The sequence below is a fragment of the Streptomyces sp. R-74717 genome, assembly GCF_047305335.1.
GTDB classification, from domain to species: Bacteria; Actinomycetota; Actinomycetes; order Streptomycetales; family Streptomycetaceae; genus Streptomyces; species Streptomyces atratus.
This window is the reverse complement of record NZ_CP102361.1, coordinates 6,279,154-6,300,297: the sequence shown is the minus strand read 5'-3', so window position 1 is coordinate 6,300,297 and position 21,144 is coordinate 6,279,154. Positions and strand designations below refer to the sequence as shown.

General features: G+C 64.6%; 24 protein-coding genes. 11 read left to right on the top strand and 13 right to left on the bottom strand.

Annotated features, from left to right (window positions below; all coding sequences use genetic code 11):
- The first annotated feature begins 79 nt into the window (after window positions 1-79).
- The 3 genes from NRF20_RS28885 (at window position 80) to NRF20_RS28875 (ending at window position 2,276) form a co-directional block, all read left to right on the top strand.
- Window positions 80-1,081 carry an SEC-C metal-binding domain-containing protein gene (locus NRF20_RS28885; protein ID WP_413753568.1) on the top strand — a complete coding sequence of 334 codons (1,002 nt, stop codon included), beginning with the start codon at window positions 80-82 and terminating at the stop codon, window positions 1,079-1,081.
- A gap of 121 nt (window positions 1,082-1,202) precedes the next feature.
- On the top strand, window positions 1,203-1,697 hold the full coding sequence (locus tag NRF20_RS28880) for a GNAT family N-acetyltransferase (protein WP_398628922.1): 495 nt from the start codon (window positions 1,203-1,205) through the stop codon (window positions 1,695-1,697).
- 210 nt (window positions 1,698-1,907) lie between these two features.
- Window positions 1,908-2,276, top strand: a complete 369-nt coding sequence (locus NRF20_RS28875) for a S1 RNA-binding domain-containing protein (protein WP_398628923.1) — start codon at window positions 1,908-1,910, stop codon at window positions 2,274-2,276.
- Window positions 2,277-2,408: 132 nt separating this feature from the next.
- Here NRF20_RS28875 and NRF20_RS28870 read toward each other — a convergent pair whose 3' ends face one another.
- Window positions 2,409-2,828: a RidA family protein gene (locus tag NRF20_RS28870; RefSeq protein ID WP_413753567.1), complete on the bottom strand. Its 420-nt coding sequence runs from the start codon at window positions 2,826-2,828 to the stop codon at window positions 2,409-2,411.
- A 171-nt stretch (window positions 2,829-2,999) separates the two neighbouring features.
- On the opposite strand from NRF20_RS28870, the gene NRF20_RS28865 reads away from it, so the two are divergent.
- From NRF20_RS28865 to NRF20_RS28855, 3 genes are all read left to right on the top strand, one after another.
- Window positions 3,000-3,338 carry a hypothetical protein gene (locus tag NRF20_RS28865; protein WP_413753566.1) on the top strand — a complete coding sequence of 113 codons (339 nt, stop codon included), beginning with the start codon at window positions 3,000-3,002 and terminating at the stop codon, window positions 3,336-3,338.
- Window positions 3,339-3,603: 265 nt separating this feature from the next.
- Entirely contained in the window at window positions 3,604-4,458 is an 855-nt protein-coding gene (locus NRF20_RS28860; RefSeq protein WP_413754619.1) for an HNH endonuclease, read from the top strand.
- Window positions 4,459-4,494: 36 nt separating this feature from the next.
- Window positions 4,495-4,947, top strand: a complete 453-nt coding sequence (locus tag NRF20_RS28855) for a very short patch repair endonuclease (RefSeq protein ID WP_413753565.1) — start codon at window positions 4,495-4,497, stop codon at window positions 4,945-4,947.
- Here the strand turns inward: NRF20_RS28855 and NRF20_RS28850 are convergent.
- Together NRF20_RS28850 and NRF20_RS28845 are read right to left on the bottom strand one after the other, a co-directional pair.
- Window positions 4,882-6,183, bottom strand: coding sequence for a DNA cytosine methyltransferase (locus NRF20_RS28850; protein WP_413753564.1), 1,302 nt, complete (start codon window positions 6,181-6,183; stop codon window positions 4,882-4,884). The two genes, NRF20_RS28855 and NRF20_RS28850, sit on opposite strands and share 66 nt — an antisense overlap.
- A 126-nt stretch (window positions 6,184-6,309) precedes the next feature.
- Window positions 6,310-7,017 carry an HNH endonuclease gene (locus tag NRF20_RS28845; protein ID WP_413753563.1) on the bottom strand — a complete coding sequence of 236 codons (708 nt, stop codon included), beginning with the start codon at window positions 7,015-7,017 and terminating at the stop codon, window positions 6,310-6,312.
- Between the two features lie 34 nt (window positions 7,018-7,051).
- Between NRF20_RS28845 and NRF20_RS28840 the strand changes: the two genes are divergently transcribed.
- Window positions 7,052-8,257 carry a DNA cytosine methyltransferase gene (locus NRF20_RS28840; protein ID WP_413753562.1) on the top strand — a complete coding sequence of 402 codons (1,206 nt, stop codon included), beginning with the start codon at window positions 7,052-7,054 and terminating at the stop codon, window positions 8,255-8,257.
- Here NRF20_RS28840 and NRF20_RS28835 read toward each other — a convergent pair.
- The 4 genes from NRF20_RS28835 to NRF20_RS28820 form a co-directional block, all read right to left on the bottom strand.
- A complete protein-coding gene (locus tag NRF20_RS28835) occupies window positions 8,146-8,691 on the bottom strand; it encodes a protein NO VEIN domain-containing protein (protein ID WP_413754618.1) in 546 nt (181 codons plus the stop codon). The two genes, NRF20_RS28840 and NRF20_RS28835, sit on opposite strands and share 112 nt — an antisense overlap.
- A gap of 208 nt (window positions 8,692-8,899) precedes the next feature.
- Window positions 8,900-10,732 carry a DEAD/DEAH box helicase gene (locus NRF20_RS28830; protein ID WP_413753561.1) on the bottom strand — a complete coding sequence of 611 codons (1,833 nt, stop codon included), beginning with the start codon at window positions 10,730-10,732 and terminating at the stop codon, window positions 8,900-8,902.
- Window positions 10,729-12,153, bottom strand: coding sequence for a transcriptional regulator (locus NRF20_RS28825; protein ID WP_413753560.1), 1,425 nt, complete (start codon window positions 12,151-12,153; stop codon window positions 10,729-10,731). The genes NRF20_RS28830 and NRF20_RS28825 overlap by 4 nt, the downstream gene beginning before the upstream one ends.
- A 96-nt stretch (window positions 12,154-12,249) precedes the next feature.
- Window positions 12,250-12,933, bottom strand: coding sequence for a hypothetical protein (locus NRF20_RS28820; RefSeq protein ID WP_413753559.1), 684 nt, complete (start codon window positions 12,931-12,933; stop codon window positions 12,250-12,252).
- 223 nt (window positions 12,934-13,156) lie between these two features.
- Here NRF20_RS28820 and NRF20_RS28815 point away from each other — a divergent pair, with 223 nt between their 5' ends.
- On the top strand, window positions 13,157-13,963 hold the full coding sequence (locus NRF20_RS28815) for a hypothetical protein (protein WP_413753558.1): 807 nt from the start codon (window positions 13,157-13,159) through the stop codon (window positions 13,961-13,963).
- Between the two features lie 22 nt (window positions 13,964-13,985).
- Here NRF20_RS28815 and NRF20_RS28810 read toward each other — a convergent pair whose 3' ends face one another.
- Entirely contained in the window at window positions 13,986-14,615 is a 630-nt protein-coding gene (locus NRF20_RS28810) for an ATP-binding protein (RefSeq protein ID WP_413753557.1), read from the bottom strand.
- A 214-nt stretch (window positions 14,616-14,829) separates the two neighbouring features.
- Here NRF20_RS28810 and NRF20_RS28805 point away from each other — a divergent pair, with 214 nt between their 5' ends.
- Both NRF20_RS28805 and NRF20_RS28800 read left to right on the top strand, forming a co-directional pair.
- Entirely contained in the window at window positions 14,830-15,675 is an 846-nt protein-coding gene (locus tag NRF20_RS28805; RefSeq protein ID WP_413753556.1) for a helix-turn-helix domain-containing protein, read from the top strand.
- The gene (locus tag NRF20_RS28800) at window positions 15,675-15,887 is read left to right on the top strand and encodes a DUF397 domain-containing protein (RefSeq protein WP_413753555.1); all 213 of its coding nucleotides are present in this window, start codon (window positions 15,675-15,677) and stop codon (window positions 15,885-15,887) included. The genes NRF20_RS28805 and NRF20_RS28800 overlap by 1 nt, the downstream gene beginning before the upstream one ends.
- A gap of 463 nt (window positions 15,888-16,350) precedes the next feature.
- Here NRF20_RS28800 and NRF20_RS28795 read toward each other — a convergent pair whose 3' ends face one another.
- A complete protein-coding gene (locus NRF20_RS28795) occupies window positions 16,351-17,016 on the bottom strand; it encodes a DUF6313 family protein (RefSeq protein ID WP_266361268.1) in 666 nt (221 codons plus the stop codon).
- A gap of 517 nt (window positions 17,017-17,533) precedes the next feature.
- Between NRF20_RS28795 and NRF20_RS28790 the strand changes: the two genes are divergently transcribed.
- Window positions 17,534-17,947 (top strand): hypothetical protein, encoded by a 414-nt coding sequence (locus NRF20_RS28790; RefSeq protein WP_413753554.1) that lies wholly within the window; start codon window positions 17,534-17,536, stop codon window positions 17,945-17,947.
- Window positions 17,948-17,980: 33 nt separating this feature from the next.
- Here NRF20_RS28790 and NRF20_RS28785 read toward each other — a convergent pair whose 3' ends face one another.
- The 4 genes from NRF20_RS28785 to NRF20_RS28770 form a co-directional block, all read right to left on the bottom strand.
- On the bottom strand, window positions 17,981-18,832 hold the full coding sequence (locus NRF20_RS28785; protein ID WP_413753553.1) for a helix-turn-helix domain-containing protein: 852 nt from the start codon (window positions 18,830-18,832) through the stop codon (window positions 17,981-17,983).
- A gap of 17 nt (window positions 18,833-18,849) precedes the next feature.
- Window positions 18,850-18,972, bottom strand: a complete 123-nt coding sequence (locus tag NRF20_RS28780; RefSeq protein WP_413753552.1) for a hypothetical protein — start codon at window positions 18,970-18,972, stop codon at window positions 18,850-18,852.
- A 226-nt stretch (window positions 18,973-19,198) separates the two neighbouring features.
- On the bottom strand, window positions 19,199-19,399 hold the full coding sequence (locus tag NRF20_RS28775) for a hypothetical protein (protein WP_413753551.1): 201 nt from the start codon (window positions 19,397-19,399) through the stop codon (window positions 19,199-19,201).
- A 1,152-nt stretch (window positions 19,400-20,551) separates the two neighbouring features.
- Complete coding sequence (locus tag NRF20_RS28770) at window positions 20,552-21,127, bottom strand: DUF4240 domain-containing protein (RefSeq protein ID WP_413753550.1); 576 nt, start codon at window positions 21,125-21,127, stop codon at window positions 20,552-20,554.
- Window positions 21,128-21,144 lie beyond the last annotated feature (17 nt).

Sequence of the window (21,144 nt, the reverse complement as noted above, 5' to 3'; positions counted from 1 at the left end):
CGATAGGGCCATGTGCCGTAACTCTCCAGGGCCGGAACAACCCTCCGTCCAGGTGCCGTACAGCAGTACGGTGTGGTTCATGCGCCCCGACACGCCTGCTGACCACACCACCGAAGCCGAGCGCCTGCTGCGCACCGCGGCGCAGTACCCCGAGGACCGCGAGCCGCTGCTCCTCCAGGCCGCGGCCCATCTGGAGCTCGCCGGTGACCGCGCCCGCGCCACCACCCTCTACGACGAACTGCTCGGCTCCCCCGACCTCGACCACCCGCACCTGGTCAAGGCCCTGAACGCGGCCAACCTGTGGGAGTACGGCCACGAGGCCGAGGCCCGCGCGATCATCGACGGCATCCGTGCCGCGGGCCCGCTCGACCCGGCGCCCTGGGAGATCGCGGCCGAGACCCTCGAATCGCACGACGAGCTGGAGGCGGCCCACGACTGCTTCACGACCGCGCTGACGCTCCTCCTCACGCCGGGCGAGGAGGTCCCGTACGCCACGCAGTCGCTGCTGATCGGCCGCCACCGTGTGCGAAGGCTGATGGGCGTCGAGCACGACGTCTGGGACGAGCTGGCCGACACCGTCCACGCGGCCTCCGTCCCGCTGGACGAGCTGCACGACCCGAAGCGCCTGTGGGCGCTCGGCTCCTCGGACCCGGGCGAGCTCCGGGCCGAGATCACCCGCCTCCGCGCCGAACTGGGCACGTACCGCACCGCGCTGTCCCGCCCGTTCCCGGTGGCGGTGCTGCACTGGCCGGCCACCGAACTCGACGAACTCCTGGGCGCGTACCCGGTCCTGCGCGGCGAGTACCCCTCCCACGCCGACCACCTGGCCCGCCTGGAAGCCGCACTCCGGGACCTCCACCAGGCCGGCACCCCGAACCTCGGCATCGTGACGGGCACGGTCCCGTCGTACGAGGCCTTCGCCGCCTCGGAAGCCACGTCCCCGGCCGACCCGGACCTCCTCCCCCAGTACGCCACCACCCTCGCCGCCCGCGGCCGAGCGGTCCCCTGGCCCCCGGCCCGCAGCGCACCCTGCTGGTGCGGATCGGGACGGGCGTACCGGGAGTGCCACGGGACGGAGTGACGGCCCCGGTCGATCAGGGGCCCGGCCACGGCAGGGCCCCCGATCGCAGGTCCACGTCCCTTCCCGCCACGGCAGGTCACCGGCCCCAGCCCCCGTACCCGGCCCCCCGTACCCTTGCCCCATGCCCGAACTCCAGCGCCTCCGCGCCGATCACGCCCCGGCCCTGCTCGCGTTCGAGCAGGAGAACCGCGCCTTCTTCGCCGCATCGGTACCGGACCGCGGCGACGACTACTTCGCCCACTTCGAAGCCCGGCTCGCCGCATTGCTCGCCGAACAGGCGGCGGGTATCTGCCACTTCCACGTCCTGGTGGACACTGACGGCGAGATCCTGGGCCGGTTCAACCTGGTGGACGTCGCGGACGGCTGCGCCGAACTGGGCTTCCGTATAGCCGAAAAGGCCACCCACCGGGGCCTGGCCACGGCCACCGTCCGCCAGATCTGCACCCTTGCCGCCACGGAGTACGGCCTGACCTCAGTGCGCGCAGCGGCCGCGCTCGACAACACGGCCTCGCGCACGGTCCTGACCCGCACGGGGTTCGTCCCCACCGGAGAAGAACTCCTGCTGAACGACCGCCCGGGGCTCGGTTACGTACGGAGTACGGCGGGCGAGGTCTGAGGGGCTCCGAGGCCCGAGGAACGCGGTCCGCCGGAGGCGCGCCGGGCGACGGCTCGGGTGCCCGGGACACCGATCCCAGCCGCGACGCCCCGCACAGACCGCGGCCCCGTCCCGTTGCCTCCTTTTGACGTAGCCCCGGGTACCACCCCGCCCCGGTTCGCTCGCACCGAGCCCTCCTGTCCAGGCCGGTGCTCGTGCGAGGATGCGTGAATGGTGACGGAGGCGGAGTGGGAGCGAGTTCAAGGTGAGCTGCGCTTCGGCCAGGTCGTCACGGGCACAGTCGTCCGGGTGCCCAAGCCCGGGGTGATCGGTGTCTTCGTGGACATCGGCCTCAGTGTCGAAGGGTTCGTCGACGTCGTGCTTCTGCCTCGTCGCCGAATCGAGGACTGGCCTGTCGAGGGGACTGTGACCGACTTCGAGATCTGGTGCGTGCACACGGGTCACCAGCAGATACGGCTGAAGCCGTCTGATCCGAAGTACCTGTGCGAGGACTTCGCCGACTTCGTTGCCCGATACAGGCCCGCTTGGCCATCCGAAATCGGCAAAGCCGTAAGGGGTCCGAAGCCATCAACTCCGTAGGAACCGCTCAGGCTTCGCTCCGCTGAACAGCCGCGAAGTGTGAGACACGCGTGCGGGCAGCTCAAGGAACGCATGGCCCGCAAGCTGCGGACCAAGCCCGGCAAAGCGGTTGCCCGTTACCGACCCACGCTCCTAGCTTTCGGGTTCCTCGGCCGGACGGACCGCGACAGCGTCGATCTCGAAGAGCATCCCGGGCAGCGCGAGCGAAGCGACCCCACTGAGCGTCTGGGCGGGCAGCCGGTCGGCCCAGGCGCCGTGCAGCGCCTTGCCGAGGATCTCCAGCTTCTCCAGGTCATGGTCGACGATGTACGTGCCGAGCCGTACGACATGCTCGAAGCCAAGACCGACACCGGCGAGCGCGATGCGCAGGTTGCCGAAGGACCGCTCGACCTGTGCGGCAAAGTCACCGGGCACGACCTGACCGGTGTCGTCGGAGGCGTACTGCCCACCGATGAACACCAGCTCGCCGGGCGCGGAAGCGGCATGGCTGTAACCGAACGGGGTGGGGTCGTGCAGCCCGGCAGGGTTGGTGATGGTGCGGTTGTCGCTCATGTGTGGCGATTCCTTCAAGTGTGGTGTTTCCACCCGGTGAAGCTCCCCCAGCGGAGTGGACACGCGATCTCTGCGCTGCGAGGGCGATGTCGTGACTCTACTTGAGGTACTTCGTGCGGGTTTCGGCAGCCGGGCGTGGAGTGCAGCTGTCGGCGGTTGCAGTGCACCGCGATGAAGCGGAAGACGTCGGCCCGAGCCGATTCCCGACTGGGCCAGAGGGAGTCGATTCCTTCAGCTGATATCGCCCTCGCATCGGCCTGGATCGCTGAACTGGTCGACGGCAAACTGCAGGTGACTCCTGCTCAGATTCCGTCGCTGGTGCCCCAGCACCTGTCCTGGATCAAGCCGTCCGCTGGCAACAGGATGTTCAACGCGGAGCTGGTGGAGATCCGTTCGCCGGGGCAGCGGGTGGAGCCGACCGCGTACCCGACGGACGCGGCGTTTTCAACCGCATCTCTGGCGTGTCTCACCACCAGTCCGCCGAACGCATTGCCGGCCTCCACCCATTGAGCGAGGATGACCCCTTCGCTTCTGAGTTCATCAGCCGCGACGCGGAGCCGTGCTCCTCTATCCAGTGGTCGACCCTGATCTTGGCGATCCCACAGGCCTTATGACACGCGGCAGTATCGATCCGACCAAGGTGATCATGGCGGCAGCGCTCATCCCCGCCCTCAACCCAGCATCCAAGCAAGCACCCTGCCTTCACTTCAGGGCAGTCGACTCTACGCACGCAGAGTCACCTATCGTTGTCACCCCAACCAGGAAATGAGACTTGGTGATTGACGACAGCTCCAATCATGTGCATGCCACAGAGCCCGAACTCGCCTTACCGGCGCCCGGCTCCGATCAGCTTAGGACCTTTGGTCTTTCCGCGCTGCACGAGAAGCTCTACGTCCTGCTCTACGAGCGCATGCCCAACCCGCCGACCATGCGCGAAATCCGCGCCTCCGTGGCCGCCGAGCAAGGGGAAGCCCCCTCTCAGACCGACCGCAGAGTAAGGGATCTGCGCGGATTCTTTCACATCAAGACCATCCGCAGAGGCCGTGACTATTGCTACCTCTTGACGGGGCTGAAGCAGTCCGGCACGACAGGAATCCGAAAACCAATCAGTAGTCGGGTGCGAGCCCAGATCCTGTCTCCTCAACGCTGCGCCCAGTGCGGAAAGACTCCACTGGATCACCACGTGCTGCTCGATGTGGACCACAAGGTCCCAGTTGAGTGGGGCGGAAGTGACGATGCCAGCAATCTGCAACCGCTTTGCCAGGACTGCAACGCCGGAAAGAAGGCGCACTTCGCAACATATGATAAGTACGCTGACGAAATCAGGTCTGCAGCGAACCATGAAGAGACGCACAAGAGGATCGGAGAACTACTCAAAGCCTTTGACGGCGACTGGGTTCCCTCGGATCTTCTGGGCACCGTTGCCTCCATGAAGCAATACCAGGAAGACTGGCAGAAGCGACTGCGAGAGCTTCGCATACTCGACTGGATTATCACCTCAAAGCGGCAGACCGATGCTGCTACTGGCCGCTCATCTTCGTTCTACCGGGCGGAGTCCTGGACGCCGTGGCCTGCAGGAAACATCGCGGCAGAAATCAAAAGACGCGAGAGGTCAAAGAGAAGTAAGTAGTCTCCCGGCACACTTCTCACTCACACGCGAGGCGAAATGATCGACGACTGGGCCCGTCCTGAAGGATCGTGGGCGTCCTCGGCCGCGAGGCGGCGGAACATGCAGGCGATCCGGAGCCGCGACACCAAGCCGGAGCGGCTGATCCGTCGGCTCGTCCATGCCCGCGGCCTCCGCTACCGCGTCGCAGCCCAACCGCTGCCAGGCCTTCGCCGGACGGCAGACCTCGTCTTCCGCCCGGCGAAGGTGGCTGTGTTCATCGACGGCTGCTACTGGCACGGCTGCCCCGAGCATTACGTTCCGCCAAAGACCAACCCTGGCTACTGGTCAGACAAGGTCGCACGGAACGTGGCCCGTGACCGCGACACTGACCAGCGCCTCGCCGAGGCCGGCTGGCTGGTCTTGCGGTTCTGGGAGCACCAGGATTCAGACGCCTGCGCGCTGTCGATCGTCAATACTGTCCGCGAGCGTCGGCGCACTCTGCACAGGTAGCAGGTCCAGCGGCTTGCCCTTGGTTCGGGTGTCGCGTTCGTGGGCAGCGTGCAGCACGTCTGCGATCGCCTTGCCCACCACTTCCGCAACGGGCGGAGGGAAGGCGTTTCCTACCTGCCTGTACTGCGCGGTCTTACCACCTGTGAACGTCCAATTATCCGGAAAACCTTGGATAATAGCCGCTTGCTTCACGGTCAGCATAGGGCCGCCAGCACCGAAGAGATCCCGGTCCTGACTCTTCTTTTTCTCGCCCTCTTCGTGATTATTAGCGACACCCATACCGGAAACACCCAACTGTTTCCAAGCTGCCTTCGCGCGACTCGGCCCCAAGTCGGCTCCACCATGCTTCTTGGATCCGCCAACCAGAGTGGGTGCGACACCACCATCCTTCTTACTCAGGGCAGCAGCAGATGCCTCTTTCTTCCACTTTTCGAGGCAGCGTTGCGCCTTCTCCGCAACTTCGCCCCCCATGTTCAAATACGGCTTGTAGCGATCATCCATCGATTCCTCAAGCGCAGCAAAAACGCTCCGAGGGCCACCCGTTGGCGTAGGCCACACAAATTTCAGATCACCTAGAATATCTTCGCGAATAGCCACCAGAACGGCACGCGGGCGCAATTGAGGAACGCCGAAGTCGCTAGCTTCGAGAACTTCCCATTCGCACACTTCATAGCCAAGGCCAGTGAAATCTTCTTCTACGCCGGTCTCAGGCCGCTTTGCCCGACCCCCTTGAAGGCGCGCTTCAATGTAGGTGCGATACTCTTCAAATTTCGCATCCTTAATACCGCGAACATTTTCGATCATCACTGCTTTAGGGTGAAGTTCTTCAACGAGTGCGAGCATCCGGGGAAACAGATCACGCTCGTCATCCTTCCCCAACTGCTTACCTGCATGCGAAAAAGGCGGGCAAGGGACACCCCCAGCAAGGAGATCAAGTTTCCCCTTCTCAAGGGGTCCGCCAAGGAATTTTTTTGGATTCTCTAGACCAGATCCTGGAACCTTCTTGCGGGGAATCGGACGAAAATCATTGACATCTCCGGAAACGACATCACAATATTCCCGCTCCCAACTCCACCCCTCCAGGACTCTGATGTTCTCCTTAAGAGTGGCTACGGCATGCTGATCAATCTCAACAAGCGCCAGGTGCTTAAAGCCGGCCGCGTGGAGGCCGATGGCTTGCCCTCCGGCTCCCGCGCAGATCTCGATCGAGGTCAGAATGTGATCGCTGGGACCCATCGGCTCCTCCTGGTGCGGCTGGAGGCCCATCGGCTTCGGCTCCTCTTCGTGCGGCTGACAGAGAGAGCAAGTGTCGCATCCAGCGCCGACAGTCTCTCTACCGCCAGCCCGCCACAGCCCCGCCATTCAGCTCTTCAGCAGATCCCGCAGGCTCTGTTGCGTCGCATCGCGCTGCCCTGCCGGCAGCTGGCGGTAAAGGCCCCACGCCCGCTCGACTGGCGTCATCACCCGGGCATCCGCAGCCATCCACCCAAGCAGCTCGCGCTGCAGGTGGTCGGGGAGTGCCTCAACCTGCCTCCAGACCTCAGCAAGGCCTACCCGGGCACCAACTGTGTCCTCCGTGGATTCATCGCACCGAGCACACAGCGTCCTGAGCTCTTCCGCATCGACAGCACTGCCCGTGCCGCCCGGACTCATCCGGCCCAGCGTGAGCCGAGCAGTCGAACCAGGCTCGTCCGGATAAGCCTCCGCCGCACCGATGCCGCACCGTCGGCACAAGTACTGGTCCCGCGCGTACACATCTCGCCGTGTCTTCGCGCTGATCTGGCGCAGCCCAGCCCCGCGGTGCTTGCGCTCCCAGACCGGCGCCCCGATTTTCTCCAGGTACAGCTGCTCCGGCCGCAGACTGGGCTTGTCCAGGTTCGTTCTGATCACCCAGCCCGCAGGGCGAAGATCGCGCATCCTGCGGTCCACCTGCTCAGCGCCGGTAATGGCCGCACGCAACGCCGCCTTCGAGAACGTGTTCCCGACACGGACTTCATCCCGCAGCCACAGTGCCACGCGCACTCGCGTACCCAGAGCGCCGTTGCGCCAGTCCTGATCCGCTGCCGCCATGATTCACACACCTAATCGAACTCACATATGAGTAATGAGTGATTCGAGTGACGACGTTAGCTTGCCGTCACTTGCCGCGGCAAGTGACGGCAAGCTGCATGGCGTGGCGACCGCCACGGGCAATTCAGCGAAAGGACACCGGATGAATCCGCCGAGCGACAGCAACCGCCGATCATCGCCAGGCCTGACGTGCATCGAGATCTGCGCCGGCGCCGGGGGCCAGGCCCTGGGACTAGAACGGGCGGGATTCGAGCACTCAGTTCTCGTTGAGCTGGACGACGACGCCGTCCGCACCCTTCGCGCGAATCGCCCGCACTGGGATGTCCTCCATGCTGACGTCCGCGGCCTTTCCGCTGACCGCCTCCGGCCGGACGGTCAGGAGCAGGGGATAGCGCTCCTCGCAGCCGGCGTACCGTGCCCGCCGTTTTCGTTAGCGGGCCAGCAGCTTGGTGCGGCCGATGAGCGGGACCTTTTCCCCGCTGTGCTGGAGCTCTCAGCCAGGCTGAAGCCGAGGGCTGTTCTGATCGAGAATGTCAAAGGAATCTTGCAAGCGAAGTTCGACAGCTACCGCGCGGATGTGCTCCAGCAACTCGAAGCCCTCGGGTACGTCACCAGCTGGCGGCTTCTTCGTGCCTGTGACTTCGGGGTACCGCAGCTACGGCCACGAGCGGTTCTCGTCGCCATGCGGCCTGCGGCCTTTGCGCGCTTCATCTGGCCGATGCCGACATCCTGCCCAGACACTGCCCCGACAGTAGGGAGCGTCCTCTATCCGTCTATGGCGTCACAGGGCTGGGAGCTCGCCCGCGCCTGGGCCGACTCCGCCACACGCATCGCACCAACACTCTGCGGCGGGTCCCGCAAGCATGGTGGAGCCGATCTCGGCCCGTCCAGGGCGCGGCGGGCCTGGGCGGAACTGGGCGTCAACGGCTCCAGCGTCGCCGATGCCCCGCCGCGGCCGGGCACGCTTCTCCCCGTGAAGCTCACGGTGGCCCAGATGGCATTGCTTCAAGGGTTCCCATCTGACTGGGCAATCACCGGGCGCAAGACTGCGGCCTATCGGCAGGTGGGAAATGCGTTCCCACCACCTGTGGCCGCAGCTGTGGGCCGCAGTATCGCCATGGCTCTTATTCAAACGGGCAGCGGCAGCGAAGACCGGAATGCCCAGACCGGCTGGCTCGGAAGCAGTGCATCCGGCACAAGCCGCCATGTCTCCGTGGCAAGTCCTGGCGTAATGGCGTAGGCCGGAACCTCAAGCCGGGCCGACTCCCAGCGCCCGTCCCTATCTCGGTCCGCTGGCACAGCCGAGTGAAGCCACCTGCGACTCACGGTGGCTACATTCACCGCGTTCCCGTCACCACCCACGAGAAATGCGGCCAGACACCATTCGGCGTCGGTCGCCATGACCTCGTACTCGTGCCGTGTCAGGTGGATCACCAGGCGGGTGGGATCGGTCGTTGACTTGACCTCCAGATGGGCACGTTCCGTGCGAGACCTCAGCACATCGATGTCATATCCGTACCCATCCGACTCTGCGGCCACATGCCGGACCTGAGGGACACCGCCCCTTCTGAGCAGCCGGAGAAGCGCCTGTTCACCGGCTGCCCCGATAGCCCTTCTGGCTTCCTCGGCAGCACGGCTCCACTGAACCTGGGGAACTGCGGATGCAGCCCCCATGTCCCTCAGCTCGCGGTCGTTGATCACTACGACAGGGCGGCCCGTCGCCGTAACCATGCCCGTACGCCTAAGCCAGGCGAGACCCTCGGCGTACTGAGCCGGCGTGAGATCCGCGTAGCGCGGATGGATGGTGAAGAGCGTGCGAACTCGGGGAACCCCGGCTATGCGTAGTTCGGTCAGCCAGCGAAGCGCCGCTCGGCGCGTAGCCTCACTGGGCAGCGACGGCATCGACATGCCTCAGCAAGGCACGGACATCGGCCATGTCCATACCTGCGGCCCCAGATGGCTCATCCTCGAGATCGGCCAGTTGCTGAACGGAGGGATCGTCCAAGATCCGCCCCATGAATTCGAGCTTCTCTTCAAGCCTCATGGCGACCACCTCATCGATGGTGCCCTCCACAGCGAGCACAGTGACTCGCGTCTCCGTGCCGGGGGCGAGACCTAGTCGGTGAATCCGGTCCAGACTCTGGAGGAACCGTCCCGCCATGAAGTCGCGGTCCACATAGACAGCGTCATGGCAGACGTGATGCAGGCTGATTCCTTCGCCAAGAGTGGCCGGATTGGAAAGAAGAACGCAGCAGTCGGGATCCTCGCGAAACCGCCTGATCTGCTCCTCGCGATCGGGCGTACCACCATGCACTACAGCAGGCTCGTATCCCGCGAACAGACGCTCCATCGTGGTGATACTGCGCACGAACGTCGTCCAGACCAGGGTCTTCCGGCCCATCGCGGCGTTGGTCGCGACGATATTCAGCGCTTCTTTGTACTTGGGGGAAAGCTCGTGCCGCGGCAAGTTCCGCATCAGCGAGTACAGTGACTCGTTCTGAGGGACCTCCAGCGGCGGCACTTGGTAGGTCAGCGGTTCGTACCGGCTCCCGCCCTCGACAAGCAGCGCAGGGCTGGTGGCCGCCATGAGCAGGCGCAGCATCGCCTTGCCGAGGGCGTCAAAGTCGGCGCGGGATGCCTCAGCCCTCGTCGTGAAACGCCCAACTAGCGCGTCGTACACCTCTCGGTGCAGATCTGGCATCTTCAAGCGCCGGATGCGTGTCTCGAACGGCGGCAGGCCCAGCTCGTTCTTTGTCGTCCGTGTGAAGAGCGGACGGAGCACCGAACTGGCGTGCGCGAGGTCGCCTCCCGCGACGGCCTGCGTCACCACCCGCCGCCCATGGCCCGGCCAGACAAAGGACAGCAGGTTCTCCAGGTCCCTCGCCCCATTCGGAGCCGGTGTACCAGTCAGGATGAGCCGACGGCGGCTGAGCGGCCCAAGCGCCATACATGCGCTTCCGTATGTCCCCTGCGCCCCCAGCTTCATGCGATGCGCTTCGTCAAGAATAATCATGGAAGGTGCGCCACGCAGCCAAGAGGCTAGTGCTGCAAGTGACTTGTCGAGGCGTTCGTAGTTAACGATCAGAATCTCTGCTCTGAGATCGGGGATCTTCCCCATGATCGTAGTGAGCGGAGGCTCCTTGAAGCAGAGCTCACTCTCAGACAGCCAGGATTCGTATGCGGACTTGGGGCTGACAACCAAAAGCCGACGGACCTCACCGCGCTCCCGCATAGCCGCGTACACCGCCAGCCCCACACGGGTCTTGCCTGCTCCGGGAACGCTGAAGTTGGCACCGTGCTGCAAAGACAGCAGCCGGGTAATGTCACGTCGCTGGAATTCCGTGAGGTCGGCGCGCCAGGCGGAGCCCAGCGTCGCTTCCACAGCACCGTCGTCCCATGCCGGAGCCTGGCTGGGGGCCTGGAGTTGCTGTTCGGCTTGGTCGGCATCATCAAGGACTTCACCGACCAGCGCACCGAGCTCGTCTGTCCAGTCAACCGACTCTGGGTAAGGCCAGTCAGCGAGAACGTCGATGCCAACCAAGAAGTCATCGAGAGACAGCTCCAGGGTGAGCCGACCACGCAGACCGCCCCCGGGAAAGCGGGCTGCCAACCGAGTCAGGTCACTGCGGTACGGCTCACCAACGCGCAGCACAGCCTTGGTCCGCGATACGTCGAAGCCGATCTGCAGGGACGATTCCTCATCAGTCGATGTCACGACTGCTCCTGCCGTACGGCGTCGCGCAGCCACTCGACACCTTCACCGGGTACTTCGATGCTCTGCACGGTGGCCAGGGCCAGCTTCCTCAGCGTGACCTTCAGCTTAAGAACGGCCTCATCAAGAGCCTCCTCATCCAGGCTCCGGGACCCGCTCGCCAACACCATGTCCGTGATGCACTGCTCGATGTCCTGGCAGGCATCGTTGAGCCGGTCGGGCGCCGCCTGCTTCCGCTTGCGCACGCGAGCGTCCTTGCCGGCAGGTTCGAGGGCATCCTCGACCGCTTTGTGCGCCTCCTCGAACACTGAGGCGGCCTTCTCGGACTGAGCCAGGGAGACCTTGTCTCCTGCACGGATGACGGCCTTAGCCCTCAGGACCGAGTCCGTAAATGCGCGGGCTGTGGCCACCTGCGGCACCTCGGCCTTCACTGCCCGGCCGATTCCGGGGATGACGCGCTCGGCTGCTGCGGCAGGTGCCGCTTTCAGCTCGTCCGGCAGCCGATGCTCCAAGTACCGTGTCCGGAAGTCGGCTTCAATGAGACGGACGTCAGTCTTGGAGAAGTCCATCACGATCGCAGCCAGGCGGTTCTCTTTCAACAGCTCAGCCTTCTTCGGGTCAGCCTTGGATTCCTTGGCGTAGGCGCGATGCACCTCGCGAAGCTTTTCCTGGGCATCTTCGAAGTCCAGCAGCCGAAGCTGGGCGTCATCAGTCGTGGACCTGTCCCTCAGATCCCTGAGGCAGGAAAGCACCCAGAGGTCCTGCTCAGCCGTCGACTCCCTGATACGGAAGTCACGTGCGACCTCCTTCAAAGGCCGGCCTGCTTCGACCTGCTCATCGATCGTGAGCAGCCTGTTGATGTACGAGTACGGTCGGCGAGTGTCATGGCGCAGCTGGAGAGAGAGCTCGACCTTGTTGATATCCCCCCAGGTGCAGGAATCGGGGAGTACAGCCACTCGGATATCGGCAACGCCAAGCTCCCGTAGTGCTGCCGCACGGGTGTTGCCGTTGACAAGGATGCCCTCGCGGGTAATCAGCCCCGGCTCGTTTTGCCGGAAGTCCTTGAGGCTCTGCTTCAGCTCCTCAAAATCCTTGTCCCTCTTCGACGGGTCGGAAGGCTCGGCCTGAAGCAGGTACTGAAGGTATGCCTGGCTCTCGTCGCTCCACGGATCGTCATCGAGTCGGCGGTCCTGCTGAGGATCGAAACTGCGCTGAGCTCGGATCCGGTGGGTCCCCGGGTTGTAGTAGAGCGACTCCACCGGCATGTCGATAACCTGCACAACCTGCGGTTTCGTACGCCACTCAATCGTCAGGGTCTCCTGAAGTCCCGTGCCGGCGGCTACGTCCTTAAGGCGCTGCTCTACAACATCCTTGTTCCTAGTTGCGTGCGGAGGCTGGCCGAAGTCCCCGACGTCCTTGCTCACAGTACGTTCTCCTCTGACTAGCGAAAGATGTAGCTCTGCTCGTGGTGGGGGCCACCACTACCACGGGCGACCCCACCACGGTTTTGCTGAAGCGGCTCAGGCAGGGGGCAGTCCCAGAGTTGCGCGGACCTTGTCCCTGGACTCCGCCGGCAGCGTGCGGAAGTCGGCCCAGAGCCGCTCCACAGCACCGAACTCCCGCTCGTCCGCGGCAACCCAGTCCGTAAGCATCTGCCGCTGCAGTCCGCCGAGCTTCGAAACACCCTCGATCACGGCGCCCAGGTCTGCCTCCAGACCGCGGCCACCCACACGACAGCGGTTGCACTCCGCCACGAACTGGACCGCACTGCTGCCGTCGGGCTGCTTCACCTTCCGTCGGGCAATGTCGATCTGGGCCGACTCGAACGAGCCGGTGTAGACCTGCCCCGGAGTGATCCCGCACGACCGGCAGCGGTTGCCGTCCATGGTCAGGACCTTCCGTCGCTGGGTATCCGTGATGGACAAGCTGTCCTTGGTGGCCTTGCCCGGCTCCCAGACAGGCTGCCCCTGCGCGACGAACCGCTGCTCGTGCTGCCCCAGCAGGGCGTCTTCCCTGTGCGTGTCGATCTTCCACCCGTAGTCGCGCAGGTCACGTACCCGGCGATCGGCCTGGCTGATCCCGGGGAAGGCGTTCTTGACGTCCTCCTTGGTGAAGACGTTGCCCTCCCCGACAACCGTCACAAGCCACAGCGCGGCGCGCTTCATGGTGCCGAACTTCGCATCCCGCCACGACGGCAGAGTCATCCACATTCCCCTTATGTAGGCATACGGCAGCCCGAACTAGAGCCAGAAGAAGACCGCTGGCACCCCTTGCGGACAAGGCCAGTCTTCTCGCATGACGGCCCATCACGCCAGGTTCTGCAAGGTTTCGAGGGAGGATGGAAAACATCCACGCATCCTGAAAAGCGGCTGAGTCCTACACAATTGAGCGCTCAGCGCCTCACGATCGGACGAACGGAAGTCGCGCGTGACCCCCAAGTCGAAGAAGTGGAAAGAGCTGTCCAGTAGCACCACCGCGCCTCATCGTGCCCTGGTGACGGCGATGCGCGAGATCCGGGAATGCAGCCCTAGAACCCAGGCGGAGATCGCCAAGGATGCCCACCAGGCGGCCACGACCCTCTCAAACCACCTCAACGGCGGCCGCATCCCTGAGGAGCCTCTCCTGCGGGATTTCTACAAGGTCATAGAGGAGGACGCCGCAGGAGGTGAACCACTGCCGCACACACTGGACGCCTTGCTAGATCTCCGTGTCCACGCTCAGAAGAGACACTGCGAATGCTGCAGCGTCGGGTACCCGCCTGCTGACGACCCGGCCGATGCGGAGCAGCCGGCTTCCCACGCCGTTCAGAAATCACCGGTGAGGCGGGCGCAGCGCCTTCGCCGTAAGGTCCGTCGGCGCGAACTTTCAGGGCTGCAGGAACAGATGAGGGTGCCGGTCCCCCGAACAGAGGGGGACCGGCACCCTGCAGAAGCCGCCGAGCTCGCATGGCCGGAGACCGGAGTAGTGGCTCGCTATCTCGCCGACGGCCGGAGCCGCGACGCGGACCTCGTGCTATGGCGGGCAGGTGCGTCGTACTCCGCAGAAGAGATTCTTAAAGCCGTCAGCTCATGCCGCTCAGCGGACCTGCGGGACGCCGCCGAGACCATACTGATCAACGCCGCCGAACGTACAGACAAACAGGCTGTCCTGAACATCGCGGCAGCCTTCAGCAACGCCGGCCGGCACGAGGACGTGACGTTCCTACTGGCCGCCGCGATCCACGCTTCCGTCTGACCCTTGCAGCAGACGCCCAGAGTCAAGCCGCTTCTGCCTCCGCCTCGAAGTGCATTTGCGCCCGGTCCAGCAACCCGTCCGGGTCGCCACCCCGGGAAGTGACCCAGTGCAGGACATCCGCGATGAGGTCGATGGCAGATTCCTCAAGGATCTGAGCGGAGCGACTCTGCAGCAAAGGCGGTGCACCGACATCGCCTCGGTACTTCATCAGGGCCGCCTCAGCCCGCTGCACCCGGCGGCGATGCATCGCCGGGTCAGCTGACAGCTCACACCAGACCGCCTTCCCCGTCGCAGTCAGCAACGTTCCCCAGTCGGCAGCCATGGCGGCGAGCAGATGCAGACCCCGCCCGCACTCGTCGTCGCAAGCAGCCGATCCAAGGACCGGCACACGGTAACTCGTGTCATGGAGCTCGATCCGCAGGCGATCGCCCGCCGCCTCCAGGACGAGAGTGGCAGCGGCACCGCTCCCCACGTGCTTGATCACGTTGGCTGCCAACTCACTCACTGCGAGCTCGGCCTCTTCGGCGAAAGCCGGCAAGCGCCACTCCGCAAGCTGCCCCCTGACGGCTCTTCGCAGGTCCCGGACCGCTGCGGGCTCGGCCTCAAACGGCAGAACGCTGCGGAGTTGCGAACTGTTGTCGTGTCCGGACATGCACTCTCCTTCCGGCGCCACATCAGCCCTGCACCTGCCGTATCCAAACGACTGCGCTGAGTGGCCAGGCTTGCGAGTATGGCAGCAAGAAGTCTCTTCATGAAACTTCTCACAAGAATCGATCGGGTGAATCCAGATCCCGGCAACGGGTGCCAGACATAGCCTTGTTGGCGCCGGAGAGCCTCAGCGCACACGGAACGGAAGGCCACCCTCCATGTCCGTCAGGACCACAACGCGGCGTCGACAGCTCGGCGCGATGATGCGCAAGTTGCGTGCACGGAAGGGCATGACGCTGGAGGAAGCTGGACGGCTCGTCGGGATCTCAAAGGCCACGGTCAGCCGCTACGAGACCCAGGAAGGGCCAGTGAAATGGCCCATCGCTGACGCCCTCTGCCGGCAGTACGACGCGACCGACGCGGAGCGGAATGCCGTGGTCGCCCTGGCGAAGGACGCGAAGCAGCAGGGTTGGTGGGGGCCGTACACCGACTCCATCCCCGCTGACATGAATCTCCTGCTGACGCTGGAAGACGAGGCAGTGCGCGAGGACCACTTCTGCTGCACTTACGTACCCGGCCTTCTGCAGACACGGAGCTACAGCGCAGCGATTCAGGGTGCCAACGAGATGCGTCTGGCACCCGACGAGATCCAGCGCCTCGTGGACATCCGCATGAAGCGCCAGGAGATCCTGAGCCGGCCGAAGCCGCCCCACCTGTGGGCGATCCTCGACGAGTCGGTTGTCCGGCGCGTGGTCGGATCCCCGGACGTCATGCGCGATCAGTTGAGCCACCTGCTGGAAGCCAACGACTCACAACACATCACCCTGCAAATTCTGCCGTTCTCGAAGGGCGCTCACTGCGCGGCCTTGGGAAGCTTCGTGATCCTCGGTGGGGTCGAGGCAAGCCTGGACGTCGTGTACGTCGACCTGCACGTCGGCTCGCTCTTCCTGGAGAAGGACGAAGAACTCAACCGATACAGACTTGCGTTCGACTACCTGCGTGCACAAGCGTTGGACATGGCCGCGTCGTCGGCGTTGATCAAGCGTGTACTCAAGGAGATGTAATGCCTTCGGTTCCTCACTCCCCCGAGCCCCTCCACTGGTTCAAGTCGTCGTACAGCGGAGGGAACACGACCGAGTGCGTCGAGGCCGCCCACCTCCCACAGGCCACCGCGGTCCGCGACTCGAAGAACCCTGACGGTCCGATGCTGACGTTCGGCAACGCATCGTGGGCAGGGTTCCTCACCGCCGTACGACACCAGCAGCTCGACGGCTGATCGGCGTCGTCGCCGCGCTGCCCCCTCCCCCAACGAGGCGGGGGACCATAGGCGTCGTTTTCTGCGACCGGCAGTTCAGCGCCGTCACTCGTGCCCGCCCGGAGCCGTCTCCAGCACCTCAGGCGGCTGGAGAGGGCGGTGGCGGCGGGGGTTGTATGCCACGGCGCGGGGTACGGGTCCCCTCGGACCTGTGCCACACCCGGGTGTCCGACGGACGCACGTCGCCGTATTCCAGCCGGGGGAAGGACTCGAGGTCCTGCCCGGTGATGTCCATGAGGTCAAGAAGCATCCGCTCTGCCAACGCCGGTTCCAGTTGCACGCCGACCCCCTCCGACCCCCACCTCACTATGAGCTCCGCCGCTCTGGTCAGCCCTTCGTCCGTGGCGGCGGGGAAAGCCAGCGCGAGTGACGCTCGGGCGATCTCAACAGCACTCTGAGCGCGCATGGTGCCCCCTCTCCTTCATTACTGAGACTCACAGACCCGGCATCCGCCGACAAGTGCGGCGACGAGCAGGTGCTGAAGCGATGTGTCCTGCGCCTGGCGCAGGCTTTCGTGCCGGTTGAGTTCCGAGTGCTGAGGTGTCGACATGGTGATCCCGATGACGACTTCCCAATGATCCTGAGCCTTGGACCAGTTGTTACGGTGCGCGAGGCGCACGAATGCGTCCACGAAGTGCTGCTGTGCCGCGGTCCCGTGAAAGTAAGACGCCAGGTCGTCGATTGCTGCCGGGGGGCGCAGTCTCTGCCCCAGCTTCCGCCGTTTGAACATCTGGTTGGCGGGGATCGCCTTCACACTCTTGATGCGGGCCGCGATGACGTGACCTGCTACGCCTCCGATGATGGCGGGTACGAGGAGCCAGCCGATCAGCGAGGCGAACCACAGGAGTATGTGCTCCGGCGGATCCATGAGGGTGAACACCTTGTAGACGCCGCCCGCGCTGCCGGACCGGGCGGCGAAGATCCAGATGAGGGCGACGACGACGGCGAACGGGATGCCCCAGTCGATGACCCATTGAGTGACCCCGGAGAGCGCCTTGCGGGAACGCCAGATGCGGCGCAGCCTGCCGTGGAAACCCGCCCCGGGCGGTGGCGTCAGAGTGTTGGGCGGATGAAGAACGCTGCCTGCCAACCGTGCCCCCTGTATGTGATGTTGACGGTGCACTGCGACTATCGCCCAGCCGCGGGGGGGTCGACGCTCGGAAAGCGGTACAGATTTCGTAACACCTGACGCGGAAGAGATGATGCCGGCCGGATTCCGCACCCGCCGTATCCCACCCCCTATCCGCCGCAGCCGTCCGCTGACCCGCTCGGCCCGCCGCAATTCGGCGGTTGGTGGTACGGGACTCCGAGCTGCACCGCAGGCTCCACATCGTCGTATGCCACAGCGCGTTCGCCACCCCGCATCGCGTGCCCTACCGCCACCGTACGAGGATGAGGATCGTCTGCCCGTGTGTGGCGGCGGCAGGGGATGCGGGATGGACATGTGCGGTCGTCGTGGGGTCTTGGCCGGCATGGCCTCGGTGGTGTTGGCCCTCTCGGTGTCCGGGTGTGGGCCGGGGCAGTACGCGGGGGTGCCGGCCGTTACCGGGGTCTCGTCGGCGGAGATCGTCGGAACCTGGCGGTGTATCGATGGCACCGCGGTCACCATGCGGAAAGACGGAACCGCCGTCGTGAAGCTTCTCGACGGGCAGGAATTCGACTTCGACGATCAGTGGCGGATGTCCGGCACCGGAACATGGGAACTGACCGACCGGGACATCGGTTGGAGTGATGGTCAGCACGTGTCCCTCAGCGTCACTCGGCGCACCGCGTCGGCGTGGCGTGAAGTCGAGGGTGCAGAGGAGGGGGCGATGGGCTCCGCCGACCTCAGGGAGCCCGCCCCGGACACATACACCTGGACCCTGGAACTGGAGCGCGGCGACAAGGGGCTGGCCCTGTATTTCTTCTTCAGCGATCCCGACAGCCGCAGCACTTACTACCTGGAGAAGGAGCGGTCGGCTGCGGAAAGTTCCGGGCCGTCGTCCGCAGTCCCCGACGCAGGAAAGGTTCGGTGGAATTGAAACCGATGGCACAGGACTGCGTGTCGGCCACAGTCAGCGAACGTCGAGGCTCCGGCGCGCCTGAGCAATGGCGTGTTGTGCCTCGGCTCCGAACACAGCGGATTCGCTCAGGGCCTGCCACACCCGTTGGTACGTGGCGATGGTGTCCGCGTCGTCGAGCCACAGCTCGGCATGCCAGTCCTCAGTGATTACCAGGCGGCCGTCGAAGCTCCAGAAGCCATCGGCCGGAGGGACCTTCACCGCTGCGTGGAGGGGGACGATACCGAGGTCGACGCTGTCCATGCCGATGACGCCTGCCAGGCGGTCCAATTGCGCGGCCAGTACCTGCGGAGGACAGATCAGGGTGCGCAGCGCCGCTTCCCACATCAGGACGTGAAGCCTCTTGCCCGGCCGGTACAGCCACTCCTGCCATTTCATCCGTGAGCGGACGGCTTCTTCTGTGTCACGGACCGAGTTCTGAAGCTCCGCGTATCTGAGGAAGACATGGCGCGCGTAGTCGGCCGTCTGGAGCATGCCCGACACCATCGTCGGTTCCCACTCATGGATGGTCGAGGCACCGGCGACCAGCTCGTTCCAGGTGTCCTGTACCGGGCGGTGGCCGGACGCGAGCTGCCTTCGCCATGACCGTACGTGGGACTCGAATCCCCTCAGCCGGGCATGCAGTTCGCCGTACGCATCCGGGTGGTCGGTTGCGTCCGCCCACAACCTCAGGTCCCCGGGGGTGGCAGACTGGCGGCCGTTTTCCAGCTTGCTGATCTCGGATTGTGCCCAGCCGAGGCATGCGGCCAATTCCGAGCCGATGAGCGGGCCTCCAGGGCGCGAAGCGCGGAGTTCCCGGAGCCTGGCCCCCAGGGCCGCCCGTGCCTCTTGATAGTCCGTGCTCACCGGTTCAGCACGTGCTTTCAGTCGAGCTCGTTGAATTCGGCCGCGAGCAGCTCGTGCGGGACGGCGTGACGCCACGCCGCATCGCATACCAGCGAGCAGCGCACCACCTCTGTCGGCTTCGTGATGAGTTCGACGTCCACGAGTTAGTCGCGGTCGACTGCAGCGGCGACACCAGCGCCGTTCGTCGGCCCGTCGGCGGCCGGATCACGGCAGGCCCCGGCTGGTGGCTGACATGACTGAGGCCCCGATGGTTTCGGGGCCTCACCCTATTCGGGGCCGCTGTGGAGCCTAGGTTTCCGGGAGCGGTCCCAACTTCTCGGTCAGGCTGCGGAGCTGGCTGCTCCGCAGCGATGGATGGGTCTCAAGTCATGAAGTCAGGCCCAAGGCCTTGGTAACAACAAATCCGAACGTTCCCACTACCGGAATCACACCGACAGCCAGGCCGACCGCAGTAAGGGTGGCCGCTCCAGCAACAACCGCACAGGTGGCAACAACTCCACTGACGGTGGTGCTGACGAGGATGACGTTCAGAGAGACAGATACTTTTTGGGCGAACAGAGACAACATTTGACAGTTCCTCATCTTCTAGGTCTTCACGGCATATCACCTCATATATGTCATTGATCCGTTGAGCCTCGATTGGCTCAACGCCCCGCTATTCGGGGCATCACGGCGGTCCCATGGCGACCACCCCCCTCTCCTGTTATCGCCATTGAGTGTACCTAACTCAACTCTTCTGACACCAGGCCCACGTGCACGTATGGGCGAATCAGGACCACCAAGTGCAATCCTCGGCGCAGGTATGCGCACACTCGTTCACATATTGGATTCGAATATGCTTCTGGCAACTTCTGAAGACATATCGATTCGACTCACGCGTTCCCTAGATGAGCACGAATCACCATGAATTAATGTATTTCTCGACGACTGCACGGCGCTTGTTGAGGACCACTGCAATCGGGACTTCGTTCGCCGGGTAGACCAGACGGTCACCCTCACCCCAACTACCGAACCCCTGCACGGTCGACCATCGAGCTGTCCGTCTCCGTTGTCCCAGCAGGCGGCGCCCCGGTGACGGACTGGCCCCGCTCAGGTCAAATCCTCACCAGGGCCGCAGGCTGGGGCTCCCCGTCCGTTGAGATCGTCGCATCGCGTGGGCACGCAACCCGCACATCACCGAGCACCCCGACACGGACATCACGTACGAGGCCGAACGTCTCTGGTGTGACTGGGCCGCCGAACCTGCCGCAGAATCCGCGCGTGTCGACGTGGAGTGCATAGGCCACACCGGACTCAGTGGGCACAAGAGCTTCCGGCGCGTCCGTACATCGTTTGCCGTGGTCGTTCGGTGAGCCCCGCTGATCGCAGGCCCCGCCACCGGCGAGGTCAGCCCTCACTCGGCAGAGCCACCGGGCGCCCCATCGATCCCGCTTGAGCCGGCACCATGGGCGGGCATGGCGAAGCCCCCCCACGCGGGGACGCGTCGAAGGCTCCGCCATGCCCGTGGTGCCGGCCACTGCTACATGCCGGCCGCTACCTGCCTACGCCCACCGGCCCGCCGGACGCTCCCGCGTCACCAGGTCCGTTGGCTCCATGACCTCGTCTGCGTCTTGCGCCAGCACGATGACTTCAGCGCGCCAACCACAGGTCCGCTGCAACCGAGTTCAGCCGCTGGTCTGCAACCGAGGCGGAAGAGACCCGGACAGTTCCTGAGTGGACTCAGCCGGTGAGCGGAAACATCCTGCTGAGACGCGGCAGCCGACGAGACGCTTCGTCCACGTTCCGTACATCCCACGCCTCGCCGCTCGGTTCGGGATTGCACGGGTTGTCCAGGCCCTCGGCCTCCAGTGCCTTCTCAAGGCCTTCCTCTTCGCCCGTCAGCATGTCGAACGCCTCGGTCGCGACGTAATCCAACGACTCCCACTCGGGCCACTCGTCGTCCGACCAGGCCTTCAGGGGGCGTCCGGCCAGCCGGCGCAGCTCCGGAACCTCCGCCAGTGAATCCGGATCGGCCACAGCCCTCCCGAACACCTCTCGGCCGAGGCCGACCACCCAGAACTGGAAGTACCAGAAACTGTCGTCGGAGCACGATCCTCCTTGGATCTGCTCGGCGGCGGCCCACATCTCCCACGTGTCGATCCGTCGTCGCACCCGGTGCAGGCACGACTGGAACTGCACGATCTCTGCCAGTGGTCGCCGCATGAGTTGCTCACGCAGCGCCTCCAGCCGCTGGTCCGGGTCACCGGTCTGCTGCTGAGAGCCCTCCATCAGGGCCCAGAAGGAGTCCTCATCCATGGACCGCACTATGGCAG